The sequence below is a fragment of the Paraburkholderia podalyriae genome (assembly GCF_014397785.1).
Classification (GTDB): Bacteria; Pseudomonadota; Gammaproteobacteria; order Burkholderiales; family Burkholderiaceae; genus Paraburkholderia; species Paraburkholderia podalyriae.
The window spans coordinates 1-12,272 of record NZ_VZQQ01000107.1 but is presented as its reverse complement, the minus strand read 5'-3'; the positions used below and the strand labels follow the sequence as shown (position 1 = coordinate 12,272).

At 60.6% G+C, this 12,272-nt stretch carries 9 protein-coding genes and 1 pseudogene; 5 read left to right on the top strand and 5 right to left on the bottom strand.

Annotation, left to right across the window (positions count from 1 at the left end; genetic code table 11):
* Nucleotides 1–171: 171 nt before the first annotated feature.
* Nucleotides 172–501, top strand: a complete 330-nt coding sequence (locus F6X42_RS40015) for a hypothetical protein (protein ID WP_187639340.1) — start codon at nucleotides 172–174, stop codon at nucleotides 499–501.
* Between the two features lie 189 nt (nucleotides 502–690).
* Here F6X42_RS40015 and F6X42_RS40010 read toward each other — a convergent pair whose 3' ends face one another.
* On the bottom strand, nucleotides 691–1,506 hold the full coding sequence (locus F6X42_RS40010; RefSeq protein WP_187639339.1) for a fused MFS/spermidine synthase: 816 nt from the start codon (nucleotides 1,504–1,506) through the stop codon (nucleotides 691–693).
* Between the two features lie 591 nt (nucleotides 1,507–2,097).
* Between F6X42_RS40010 and F6X42_RS40005 the strand changes: the two genes are divergently transcribed.
* Complete coding sequence (locus F6X42_RS40005; RefSeq protein ID WP_187639338.1) at nucleotides 2,098–3,075, top strand: beta-ketoacyl-ACP synthase III; 978 nt, start codon at nucleotides 2,098–2,100, stop codon at nucleotides 3,073–3,075.
* A gap of 563 nt (nucleotides 3,076–3,638) precedes the next feature.
* Here F6X42_RS40005 and F6X42_RS40000 read toward each other — a convergent pair.
* The 3 genes from F6X42_RS40000 to F6X42_RS39990 form a co-directional block, all read right to left on the bottom strand.
* Nucleotides 3,639–4,652: an IS110 family RNA-guided transposase gene (locus tag F6X42_RS40000; protein ID WP_187639337.1), complete on the bottom strand. Its 1,014-nt coding sequence runs from the start codon at nucleotides 4,650–4,652 to the stop codon at nucleotides 3,639–3,641.
* Nucleotides 4,653–4,946: 294 nt separating this feature from the next.
* The gene (locus F6X42_RS39995; RefSeq protein ID WP_187639336.1) at nucleotides 4,947–5,288 is read right to left on the bottom strand and encodes a zinc ribbon domain-containing protein YjdM; all 342 of its coding nucleotides are present in this window, start codon (nucleotides 5,286–5,288) and stop codon (nucleotides 4,947–4,949) included.
* Nucleotides 5,289–5,732: 444 nt separating this feature from the next.
* Complete coding sequence (locus tag F6X42_RS39990; RefSeq protein WP_187639335.1) at nucleotides 5,733–8,042, bottom strand: NADP-dependent malic enzyme; 2,310 nt, start codon at nucleotides 8,040–8,042, stop codon at nucleotides 5,733–5,735.
* A gap of 163 nt (nucleotides 8,043–8,205) precedes the next feature.
* Here F6X42_RS39990 and F6X42_RS39985 point away from each other — a divergent pair, with 163 nt between their 5' ends.
* The 3 genes from F6X42_RS39985 to fabZ all read left to right on the top strand — a co-directional run bounded on the left by F6X42_RS39985 (nucleotide 8,206) and on the right by fabZ (nucleotide 11,448).
* On the top strand, nucleotides 8,206–8,463 hold the full coding sequence (locus F6X42_RS39985; protein WP_187639334.1) for a hypothetical protein: 258 nt from the start codon (nucleotides 8,206–8,208) through the stop codon (nucleotides 8,461–8,463).
* 205 nt (nucleotides 8,464–8,668) lie between these two features.
* Nucleotides 8,669–10,669, top strand: coding sequence for an RNA polymerase sigma factor RpoD (gene rpoD, locus F6X42_RS39980; protein WP_187639341.1), 2,001 nt, complete (start codon nucleotides 8,669–8,671; stop codon nucleotides 10,667–10,669).
* Nucleotides 10,670–10,980: 311 nt separating this feature from the next.
* A complete protein-coding gene (gene fabZ, locus F6X42_RS39975; RefSeq protein WP_187639333.1) occupies nucleotides 10,981–11,448 on the top strand; it encodes a 3-hydroxyacyl-ACP dehydratase FabZ in 468 nt (155 codons plus the stop codon).
* Nucleotides 11,449–12,155: 707 nt separating this feature from the next.
* On the opposite strand, the pseudogene F6X42_RS39970 reads toward fabZ, so the two are convergent.
* Nucleotides 12,156–12,272, bottom strand: a pseudogene (locus tag F6X42_RS39970) (IS5/IS1182 family transposase); the annotation flags it as partial.

Sequence of the window (12,272 nt, the reverse complement as noted above, 5' to 3'; positions counted from 1 at the left end):
GCAGGCATCACGCTGGGCCCTGGTTTCACGGCACCGCAGGTCTCTTCGGCAGCCTGCTTCCGTGCACATCGGAAAGATCGCACGATGAGAGTAACGTGACGATGTCCGGCCGTCGCGGGCCGCAACGATAGGACAGGTCGCAGGATGCACCGACTTGAGACGAACGCAGAGTTGCTGCGCATTCTCACGTTATCCGGGATATTCGCCTTCCGCACCACCGGAGCGTGGCTGCCGCCCGATCATCTGGTTGAGAGCACGAGGATCTGGCTGCGTCGCCGCGATCACCATGCCGACTGGCGCCTGCGGGTTGAATTGAGTCGAATGGCCGCGGATCTCGCGCGGCAACTCGTGAAGGCCGGCGACATCGTGCGTCGCCAGCCGGACGCATCCTGGTTCTTCACCCGGGACATGCAGATCAACTTCGCATCACCGCGGGTGATCGTCGTCTACGCCCGATGTGTGGCTACCCTGAGCAGGGACATTAGCGGCGGTGCGGCATAGTCATGGCATTCACTGCTCCACCGATGCTGCCGGACCCATCCCGGGTCCCAGCACCCTGGCTGTCATGTCTTCCCGGGACCCTCGCATGAGGTGCCTGTATCGATCGTCGCGCATGCCTGCATGTTAGTGGGCACATCGCGCGGCGCTTCCGATCCGGCCGCGCAGATCGGGCGTTTGTCAGCCTTTTCGTCAGCCGGTCAGCTTCTGCCCGAATGTCCAGTCGGAAGCGAGCCCCACACCCTGCTTCAAACGGCGTGCGGCCCTGCGCAGGTTCAGGGGATGTGTCGCGGCCAGGGCGCGTGCACGCGCGAGGAGCTTATCCCGGGAGGGCAGTCCCGGCGCGCCCTTCCAGGCAAACAGCGTGTAGTTACAACTGTCCTCGGCCATGAAAATGGAAAGTGACTCACCGAACACTGAACGCACCTCTTCCAGGTAGTATGGAATATGGGGATCGTCGTCGACGAAATTGGCGACCAGCACCCCATCGTCCGCAAGCCGCGCATGGCAGGCCGAGTAGAAGGCGGCGTTGCCCAGCTGTGCGGGCATGCCGTGTGCCAGAAAGCCGTCCACCAGAATCACGTCCGGGCGCGCATCGTGGCTCTTGACGTACTCCGCCCCGTCCGCGCAGATGACTTCGAGTCGCTCGTCATCGGGTGGAATATGAAATGTGTCGCGCAACGCGATCACCCTGGGATCGATTTCGATGGCCACTATCCTTGTATCCGGCAGATGCCGGTAGCAGTACTTGGCCAGCGATCCTCCGCCCAAACCGATCATGGAAATTCTGGTGGGCGCTGGCTGCAGCAGCAGGAATCCCATCATGGTCCGGGTGTAACCGAGCACCAGCTTGTGGGGGTCACGCCGCGACATGAAGCTCTGCGTGGCCAGCAGATCGAAATGCAGCGAAAGCGCGTGCTCAGTTTCCAGCACCACGGGCACACCGTCTGCGGATGGCCCGGCAAGAAACTTCATATAGGCGTCGAACGACGCGTGAGAGTGATCCATGCTGCGGTCTAAACGAGGTTACTGTTCTATTCTTCGGTCCGCGCACCGCGTGCGATGACCGCTGCGTCTTCGGGCTGACCGGCGGCCCGCATTCGCCCTCCGGTTCCGGTCCGGGCAGACATGAACGTCCTGCCGCCGGGACCATTTGCCTGGGACGGGACGACTAGCCCCTGAGAGCAATAACCTGCCTCACAGGAGGCGTTGGACAATGATAATGATATTATCATGGCATGCGCTCCTCTTTTGTCTGATATCCAGATCCGGCCGGGTCACGGTGTTGATCGATCCAGCGACCAAGGCGGCCTTCGAGACGCATCCGCGTTAATGCCGTTATGCGGGTGCCTGGTTCGTTCGCAGTTGGACACGGGCACGCGGGAAGATGATGCGAGGACGGGTGCGGGACAAATCCGGAAGCCCGCGTCCGATGGTGCCGCAGTCGGCGGAAAAGGCAATTGCGATATGCCGGCGGCGCACGTGGTGGCTGCAGCTGCCGTTCAACGCCGGTGGCCAGGCTGATATGAGACTTGCTCACTCCGGGACGTCCATCCTGACGGCGGTGAGATTCCTTCCACATTCTGACCGGTGTTATTCATGTCATTTGCACGGATTGTCGGAACAGGTAGTTTCCTGCCTTCGAACGTCATTTCCAACGCGGACCTGGTGTTGCAGCTTGCCAGCAGGGGCATCGAAACGAGCGACGACTGGATCTATTCGCGCAGCGGCATCCAGTCCCGACGGTTCGCTGACCGTCAGTCGCAAACGAGCGATCTTGCCGTAGAGGCCGCGTCCCGGGCCCTGTCTGCGGCGGCAATCGAAGCGGATGCCATCGACCTGATCGTAGTTGCCACCACCACACCCGATGCAATCTTCCCGAGCACAGCCTGTATTGCCCAGCGGAAACTCGGAATACGAAACGGTGGTGCGGCGTTCGACATTCAGGCGGTGTGCGGTGGGTTCATCTATGCACTCACGGTCGCAGACGCGCTGATACGGGCTACTTCAGTGAAGACGGCACTCGTCATCGGGGCGGAGACATTCTCGCGACTCCTTGATTTCGAGGATCGCAGTACCTGTGTCCTGTTCGGCGACGGCGCAGGCGCTGTGGTTCTGAGATCATCCGGTGAGCCAGGGATACTTGGCGCAGCCTTGCATGCCGACGGACACCACTCGGAAATCCTCAAAGTGTCGGGCAGCATTGCCGGTGGATCTGTGCTGGGAGATCCGTTTGTGCGCATGGACGGGCCGGCAGTGTTCAAGCTGGCGGTCGGTGCGCTCCAGGCGGTAAGCGAGGAAGTCGCGGCACAGTGTGGCCTGGCGATGTCAGACTTCGCCTGGGTCGTGCCTCATCAGGCGAACATCCGCATCATGGAAGCCACGGCGCGCAAACTGGGCGTCCCGGTCGATCGCCTGATTGCCACTGTCCGTGAGCATGGCAACACATCGGCCGCTTCCATCCCCCTCGCTCTGGATCAGGCCTATCGGGACGATCGTATCCGTCGCGGTGACAAGGTGTTGATGCATGCGGTCGGTGCTGGCGTAACCTGGGGTGCCCTGGCAATGCAGGCCTAGCGGTGCCGCTTGTGAGTATCAGGCCAGCCAGTGGCATTGTTCCGAAACGAATGCATTCCGTGCTGGTCCGGGTTTCCCTTCCAACGCTAACGCGGCACGCAGGGGTAGAGGAAAATAAATCTGTCAACGGTGCGAAAGTAATTGTGTCACCCATTGGAAGGCCGAAGTAAAGGGATAAGACGTTCCCTTCAGGGACCAAGCCCTGCGCCTGAGAGCCGAATTGGCCATCCCGGGGCGATGCGAAGCTTGGTGGCGCGTCCGGTTTCTCGTCGTTTGGTTGCGGAACTGATCCGCACCAGTCACCCATCGGGATCAAGATGAACGCCCGCGTTCCGGCATTCACCCCTGGCTCAGTAGAGCCCCAGAGAATCGTCGGTGCCAGGCCTGTGTCCAGAGGGATACATATCAATTCTATGGTTGCCCGCTTGCGGGTACCAGACAGCTGTCGGCTCACGACCTGGGCGTCTCAGGGTTCGCAGCAGCAGGATGGCCGGGGACCGGGCACAATCAACTCAATGGTTTCGGACCAACAACTTTAACGGGCTCTCGGCCCCCCGCCAAACCTAATTAAAGCATCGCTTTACCTCGAATGGTTTGCCATCACGCATCATGTAATAGGACGCACGCGCCAGCTTGTGCGCAAGTGCCTTCATCGCGACTACCGGAAGACGCCTGGCCTTTTTCCGGTCATAGAAGCTTCTCGCCTGAGGACAGTAGCAAAGCGCCCCAGCTGCCGCTTCGATGAACGCCCAGGCGAGATATTTGTTGCCGTTCTTTGCATTGCCTTCGCCTTTTTTCTTGCCATTCGAGATCCGCTTGCTGTCGACGCACCGGCAGTAGGAACTGAACTGGCCAACGCTGGCGAAGCGGGCAATGGTGCCGGTCTCAAGCATGATCGTGGCCGCGAGTACATTACCGATACCCGGAGTGGTTTTCAGCATGACAAATTCCGGGCGTAGTCGCGCCTCGTGATGCAAGATCGTTTCGAGCGCAACTATCTCGCTCCGCAGCGTGCGCAGAACCACCATGTTGGCCATCAACGCGCGCTCGACATGCGCCGGTAAGCCGAATGCGCGTATGGCCTTATCATCCAGTCGCTGGACGTGTTCGCCGTTCATCCGGAGGTTGATCTGCCGCGCCAGTAGGCTCTCGATGCTCAGAATGTGAAGCGTGCGCTGCTGCACTAGCTGTAGCCGCTTGCGGGCGAGATCGCGCAACGCCCGCTCCGCTGGTGGATAGATGTAGCCTTCAGGCAGGAGTCCAAGACGGAAGATGTGGGCGAGGAACACCGCGTCACGCTCGTCGCCCGCATACTTCAGGCCCTCGTACTGCTTAATTGCCGCGGTGTTGGCGAGATGCAAGGCAAGGCCCGCAGCGATCAGTCCGTCGACAAGCCAGTACCAGTTGAACGTAGCCTCCACGACTACTCCTTGAAGCTCATCCCTGTGTGGCTCGAGCGCAGCCATAATCAGCTGCAAATCGTTGGTGAGCCGCTTGCAGTAAAGCACCCGATCCTGGTCGTCGATCACAGCGACCACGGCGTTGTTCGAGTGCAGATCGATGCCGCAATACTTCATATGCGCCTCCTGACAGGTCGGTTGGCGGTTCGCACCGCAACTGTAGACCTTTGCCGCCCACTACCTTGGGGGCGGCAAAGGAGGCCTTCCAGATGATTATCAACTCGCGCCCAGGTGGCGTCCGCGAATTCCGTGAGCCCCGCCGGGCAAGGCTAAGGACGACGCACAAATGAAAGCGTCGCCGGCCAAAGCCGGGTCGGGGGGCTTCCCGTGGATTCTCCTTGGCCCGTGCGATCGGGCAGGCCTCTTGCCGCTGCCGCGTCCAGCGGCGGCTCTGTGCGGCCACGCAGCTGGTCACACCTTCCTGACGAATTCCGATTTCAGGCTCATGGCGCCAAAACCATCGATCTTGCAATCGATATCGTGGTCACTTTCCACCAGTCGGATATTCTTTACCTTGGTGCCCATCTTGATCACGCCAGCCGAACCTTTCAATTTCAAGTCTTTAATGACTGTGACGGTATCTCCATCCTGCAAGACGTTTCCAGTTGAATCGCGATAAACCCTGTCAACCGTTTCGGTTGGCATGGCTGCCTGGGCCGACCATTCATGTGCGCACTCCGGGCAAATGTAGACGCCCGCATCTTCATATGTGAACTCGGAATTGCATTTCGGACAGGAGGGTAACGTGCTCATGTGTAATCCTTGGTGCCTAACGAAGGCAAAAAAAAGCGGAAAAGTATAGCGCGATCCGGTGACTTGCTCACGGCTGGAGCTCGCGTCAGCTACCTGTCGAAACCTGTAGCGGAGCTTGCAGCAAGATGACGCGCTGTCAGAGATTCGCGTCGGGCGATTCGTAAACTGTTTGGCGAGCCGGTTGATGTTTTTTTCTGTTAGCCAGCCTCGCTGATGTTGCGCACGAGCGCCGCGCCCAGACCCGTCCAGCATCACTCGCTCAATCGTCTGATACTCCAGGAAAAATATCTCATGCAGTAACCGGCGGCGAAACGCAAAGGAATCCCGCCGATAGCGACATGCGGCGCTCTTCCACGGAATGTCGTAGAAAACACCGGACTTGCAAGGCGAAGTCAACGCGGAAAAGGCGCTGTCCGGCCGCGCTCGCCCCCGACAGTTGAAACGTCACACCCGGGACGATGGGGATGCGGCACCTGCATCGGCGACGACCAGTGCAGTCATGTTGACGATGGCACGCACCGTGGCGGACGCGGTCAGCACATGCACCGGCTTCGCGGCACCCAGCAGCATCAGGCCGATCGTAATGTTGTTGCCTGCGGCCGTCTTGAGCAGGCTGTACGCGATGTTCGCCGCATCAATATTCGGCAGGATCAGCAGGTTCGCGTCGCCTTCGAGCGTCGAGTCGGACAGCACTTCGCGGCGCAGATTCGCGTCGAGAGCGACGTCGCCGTGCATTTCGCCGTCCACCTGCAGGTCCGGCCCGCGCTCGCGCAGGATCTCCAGCGTGTCGCGCATCTTCTGCGCGGACGGCGCGTTGCTGGTGCCGAAGTTCGAGTGCGACAGCAGCGCGACTTTCGGCTCGATACCGAAACGGCACACTTCTTCAGCTGCCATGATCGTGATCTCGGCCAGCTGCTCGGGCGTCGGATCCACATTCACGTGCGTATCGACCAGGAAAATCTGGCGATTCGGCAGCACCAGCCCATTCATCGCCGCATAGACGTTGCGGCCTTCCTTCTTGCCGACCACCTGATCGATGAAGTGCAGGTGCCGATGTGTCGTGCTGACCGTGCCGCAGATCATGCCATCTGCCTCGCCCTTCTTCACCAGCATCGCGCCGATCAGCGTCGTGCGGCGGCGCATTTCGAGCTTGGCCATCTGCTCACTGATGCCCTTGCGAGCCATCAGCCGGTGATACTCCTGCCAGAAGTCGCGATAACGTTCGTCGTGGTCGGTGTTGACGATCGTGAAGTCGACGCCCGGCGTAAGACGCAGGCCATAGCGCTCGATCCGGTGCTTGATGACCTCCGGCCGGCCGATCAGAATCGGCGTCGCGAGCTTTTCGTCGACCACGATCTGGATCGCGCGCAGCACGCGCTCTTCTTCGCCCTCTGCGAACACGATGCGTTTCTTCTCCGCCTCGACGCTGCGCGCCAGCTGGAAAATGGGCTTCATCGTCGTGCCGCTGTGGTAGACGAATTGCTGCAGGTGCTGCTCGTAGGAGTCCATGTCTTTGATGGGACGGGTCGCGACGCCCGAATCCATCGCGGCCTTCGCTACCGCCGGTGCGATCTTGACGATCAGGCGCGGATCGAAAGGCTTCGGAATCAGGTAGGCAGGACCAAACGACAGGTCCTGGATGCCGTACGCCGTCGCGACGATATCGCTCTGCTCCTGGCGCGCCAGTTCCGCGATCGCATTGACCGCCGCGATTTCCATCTCGCGCGTGACCGTCGTCGCGCCGGCGTCCAGCGCGCCGCGGAACAGGAACGGGAACACCAGCACGTTGTTCACCTGGTTCGGGTAGTCGGTGCGGCCCGTGCACAACACCGCGTCCGGACGCACTTCGAGCGCGAGTTCCGGCAGGATTTCGGGCGTCGGATTGGCAAGTGCGAAGATCAGAGGTGCCGTCGCCATTTGCGCCACCATGTCAGCCTTGAGGACGCCGCCGGCCGACAGGCCGAGGAAAATGTCCGCGCCGTTGATCACCTCGGCGAGCGAACGCGCGTCGGTTTCCTGCGCAAAACGCTCCTTGACCGGGTCCATCAGTTCGGTGCGGCCCTTGTAGACCACGCCCGCGAGGTCGGTCACCGTGATGTTTTCGAGCGGCAGGCCGATGTCGACGAGCAGGTCCAGACATGCGAGCGCCGCCGCGCCCGCGCCGGAGGAGACCAGCTTGACTTCCTTGATGTCCTTGCCGACGACCTTCAGGCCGTTGGTGACCGCGGCCGCGACGACGATGGCAGTGCCGTGCTGGTCGTCGTGGAAGACCGGAATCTTCATGCGCTTGCGGCATTCGCGTTCGACGATGAAGCAGTCCGGCGCCTTGATGTCTTCGAGGTTGATGCCGCCGAAGGTCGGCTCGAGCGCGGCGATGACCTCAACCAGCTTGTGCGGATCGGTTTCGTTTATCTCGATATCGAACACGTCGATGCCAGCGAACTTCTTGAACAGCACGGCCTTGCCTTCCATGACCGGCTTCGACGCGAGCGGCCCGATGTTGCCGAGACCCAGCACCGCGGTGCCGTTCGTGACGACGCCGACCAGGTTGCTGCGCGCGGTGAAGCGCGCGGCGTTCAGCGGGCTCTCGACGATTTCCTCGCACGCGAACGCGACACCCGGCGAATAAGCCAGCGCGAGGTCGCGTTGGTTGATCATCTGCTTGGTCGGTGCGATCGCGATCTTGCCCGGCGTCGGGAACTCGTGATAATCGAGGGCGGCTTCGCGGGGTTTGCCTTGGACTGTGGTAGGCATGATGTCCCCTGTTATCAATATTTGCAGCCAATGATAATGATATTATCACGTCAACGGCATGCACAGAGGCGCTGTGACGCCAGACTTCGCGGCACCATGCGCGCGCCTGTCGAGCCCCGGCAAGGCAAGACCGTCAGCAGAAATGGATTAGGGGAAAGCTCAGATGAATTCAGCTCCACGCAGCAACGACCTTGGACGTCTGCGCCTGCATCACGATCCGGTCAGCCCCGAAGGGCATCAGGTGCAGGCGCATCGCGACGTCATGCTGCAGGCATCACCCGACGGCAGAACCGTCGTGCTGATCGAGATCGAAGAGCGATACAGCGATCATCACGCGGCGGGTCCCGAACAGGAGGTCCGGTATGAGATTTCGGTATCTGAACTGGTCCAACTGATCCGGGCGCATGGTGCGCGCCTCTGAAATGGCTATTCACCTCGCGAAGGCTGCCGCACGTGCAGCGCGCTAACCCTGACGTCATATTCAAAGGAACGACCGCGTGACGAAAAAGGCTGTGAAGAGGCAGACACTGGACGTGGTGCCGGGTGACCTCAACGTGAAGAATGGACACGCTGGCAGAGGCGCTACGGATCGCGCACGCGCGGCGGTCGCGGTGACACCGCGACCAATGGACTCCTCGACGCGGGACGGCACACGGGACACCGGGTCCGCGGTTGGAGCAGTTCCACCGGGGACCGCTCCACGCCGGACGAAAGCAAATGCACGTGTGAATGACGCCACTGCAGCGCTACCGGATGACTCCACCGGAGAAAATGAAAGTAGCCGCGCGGACCTGAGGGCGCTGATCAAGCTGGGAAATGAGCGCGGTTTTGTCATTCGTGGGGAAATCAGCGACTGCCTGCCTGAGCGTCTGGCGCAACCTGATGCGATCGAAAGCGTGATCAAGGCATTCAGCGACATGGGCATCGCCGTAGTCGAGCAGGCACCGGACGTCGAGTCCATGGTGATGCACGATCATGCGGTCGCGGGTTCGTCCGATGAGCAGGTCGAGGAAGAGGCCGTGGCAGCCATCTCAAGCGTGGACGCCGAGTTCGGCCGCACCACCGATCCCGTGCGCATGTACATGCGGGAGATGGGTACCACTGAACTCCTCACCCGCCAGGGTGAGATTGCACTTGCGAGACGCATCGAAGAGGGCCGCAACGACATGATCCGGGCCATATCTTCGTGCCCGACAACGATCGCGGACCTGCTGGCGATCGCTGACGCTGTTGCCAGCGGCGCAACCCCGATCGAAGAGTTTGTCGATGGGATGATCGATCCGGCTGCGGTGCAGACGGATGACATGGTTGCCGTCGCGGAGGAAAGCGTCGACGGCGATCAGGTTCTCGGCGAGGATCAGGGCGACGAAGATGATGATGGCGCCGAAGCCGCGTCGGCCAATCTGCACAGCGAGACTCTGAAGCGTGAGGCGCTGGAGAGGTTCGCGATGGTAGCCGGGTGGTTTGGGAAATTACGCGACGCATACGAGACGGAGGGTTACGGATCCGACTGCTATCGCACGGCACAGGCGGCGATCGAGGCCGAACTGATGACGATCCGCTTCACGGCCCGCACGATCGACCGTTTGTGCGGCGCGTTGCGGGTATCCGCCAATGAGGTACGAACCATCGAGCGCGAAATTGCCCGGATCGCCGTTGACCGGTGTGATGTGCCTCGCGACACGTTTATCGCGCATTTCCGGGGCAACGAGACCAGCCCGGCGTGGCTACAGCAACTCATCGCGGCAGGGCGCCCGTTCAGCGGCGTGCTGGAGCGAAACCTCCCCGCGATCCGGCTGGAGCAGGAAAAGTTGCTCGCCCTGCAAAAGCGGGTCGTGCTGCCGCTCGACGATTTCAGGGATGTCTGCCGCGCGATGGCCGCGAGTGAAGCGAAAATGCTGGGCGCGAAAGGTGAAATGATCGAAGCGAATCTGCGGCTGGTGATCTCGATCGCGAAGCGGTACGTGAATCGCGGCCTGCTGTTTCTCGATCTGATACAGGAAGGCAATATCGGTCTGATGCGCGCCGTTGACAAGTTTGAATACCGTCGTGGGTACAAGTTCTCCACCTACGCGACCTGGTGGATCCGGCAGGCCATCAGCCGGTCGGTTGCCGATCAGGCGCGCACCATCCGGGTCCCTGTCCACATGATCGAGTCGATCAACAAACTGAAACGGATGTCGCGCCAGATCCTGCAGGAAACCGGACGGGAACCCGACGCCGCCGCGCTGGCGGAGCGGATGGGGATGCAGGAAAACAAGGTTCGGGCAATGCTGCGGATCGTCAGGGAGCCGGTTTCCCTGGATGCGTCCGTCGGGGAAAACGACGATACGTCGGTAGGCGACCTGATCGAGGACCCTGCGGCGATTTTGCCCGACGATGCAGCGCTTCAGGCCAGCATGCGGGATGCCGTCAGCGAGGCGCTCACGACGTTGACGCCACGCGAGGCGAAGATTCTGCGCCTGCGTTTCGGTATCGAGAGCAGCAGGGACCACACACTTGAGGAACTCGGACTGCAGTTTGAGGTAACGCGTGAGCGAATCCGCCAGATTGAAGCGAAGGCACTGCGCAAGCTGAGGCATCCGGCCCGGTCCGAGCGATTGAAGTCGTTCCTGGGCGAGCAGTAGAAACCTGTGGTGATACGCGGTGCTGCGGGGCCGGGTACACCGGATGAGAAACGGAGCGCTGCGTTGACGTGAAATCTCGACAGATTGCGTGACCGTATCAAGGCATTCGACGTGGCGGCTGCCGATGCCTCGGACGACAAGGCGTAGGCACCGGACAAGGTTCGGGCGAATATCAGGCAAGAGGCGTCGGTCAGCTGTAACCGGGTGGCGTCAGCCTCCGGATCACAAATAGCGACGGCAGCGCGCGTTACCAACTCCCGCACCGGCATCCGAAGTCATCATCGCGCAGTCAATGCGTGAACAGAAATACCATGAGCGCTGAAAAAATCAATCTCGATATTCACAGGATTCTCACGCTGCTGCCGCATCGCTATCCGATCCTGCTGGTCGATCGGGTGCTCGAACTCGAGCCGCACAAGCGCATCAGGGCGCTGAAGAATGTATCGATCAACGAACCGTACTTCATGGGCCACTTCCAAAGTCGTCCTGTGATGCCGGGCGTGCTGATTCTGGAAGCGCTCGCGCAGACGGCTGCGCTGTTGACGTTCTCGGAAGAGCCGCATGATCCGGCCAGCACGCTGTACCTGTTCGTCGGCATCGACAACGCGCGCTTCAGGCGCGTGGTGGAACCCGGCGACCAACTGATCCTGAACGCGACGTTCGAGCGGCATATGCGCGGTATCTGGAAGTTCAAGGCTCGCGCCGAAGTGGATGGCGTGGTCGCGGCAGAGGCCGGTCTGATTTGCACGGTCAGACAGACGGATGGGGACGGGCAGTAAGGTAGCTTCGGACGCTGAATCGGCCTCCAGACAACAAAAACGCAATGGACGCGGAAGCGCACGAGCAGGATCCGTCGTGATCCTGGCGCCTCCAGTTCGGCAGTGGGAGCGCGTTCCGAATAGTCCTCCCGTAGGAAATCCCCTACACGTTGTCATCCTTGTCCTATCGACGATTTATCCGGTACTGATTTTTTTACGCAATGTGTCCTGCGATACTGGTCGTATGGCTGGATGGCTTTGGACCTATCGTGTTCGGTTGAAATTCAGCAACACGAATTGTTACCCTCGGTGCGTCACAGACATCACGTGAAAATGATCGACTTTCTGCGCACTTTGTCCTTGCGACGAAAAATTCGCGATCTGCCCACGATCAGCGTCAGGACCACGACGAACGACGCCGGATCGCCAACGTTGCCCAGTCCGGTTTGGGAAACCCGTCGCAGGTGAAAAGGTGGGGGAAGCGACTTACGGTCTGTCGCCACTCCGAGATCATCTGTACATCTATCGGCTTGTGGTACCAGAGCCGGTCCGGCGACGAGGTTACGGTCTCACGTTCCTGCTGCTCCTGCACAATACCTACCGGGTGCCGATCACTCCAATTGTTGAGGTTCATTGCGCAGAACAGTTCTGGGACGCTGCGCGAGAATGGCGGCAGGTCGGGCTGACGGTGACACCCGGGCGGGCGCGCGCCAGTGTGCTAGAGGGTGTTAGGCACTTTTGTTAAGGGCTGCAAAGTGAACAAGCATAAGCACGGAGAATACGACGAAGTGCAAACCGGCCAAGGTTTCAGGCAATCGCTCATAGTCTCTGGCCAGTCGGCGGAA

Excerpts from the sequence above, each read along its gene's own strand:
- F6X42_RS40010 (WP_187639339.1), bottom strand. The coding sequence starts at position 1,506 with ATGGATCACTCTCACGCGTCGTTCGACGCCTATATGAAGTTTCTTGCC.
- F6X42_RS40005 (WP_187639338.1), top strand. The coding sequence starts at position 2,098 with ATGTCATTTGCACGGATTGTCGGAACAGGTAGTTTCCTGCCTTCGAAC.
- F6X42_RS40000 (WP_187639337.1), bottom strand. The coding sequence starts at position 4,652 with ATGAAGTATTGCGGCATCGATCTGCACTCGAACAACGCCGTGGTCGCT.
- F6X42_RS39995 (WP_187639336.1), bottom strand. The coding sequence starts at position 5,288 with ATGAGCACGTTACCCTCCTGTCCGAAATGCAATTCCGAGTTCACATAT.
- F6X42_RS39990 (WP_187639335.1), bottom strand. The coding sequence starts at position 8,042 with ATGCCTACCACAGTCCAAGGCAAACCCCGCGAAGCCGCCCTCGATTAT.
- F6X42_RS39985 (WP_187639334.1), top strand. The coding sequence starts at position 8,206 with ATGAATTCAGCTCCACGCAGCAACGACCTTGGACGTCTGCGCCTGCAT.
- rpoD (WP_187639341.1), top strand. The coding sequence starts at position 8,669 with ATGGACTCCTCGACGCGGGACGGCACACGGGACACCGGGTCCGCGGTT.
- fabZ (WP_187639333.1), top strand. The coding sequence starts at position 10,981 with ATGAGCGCTGAAAAAATCAATCTCGATATTCACAGGATTCTCACGCTG.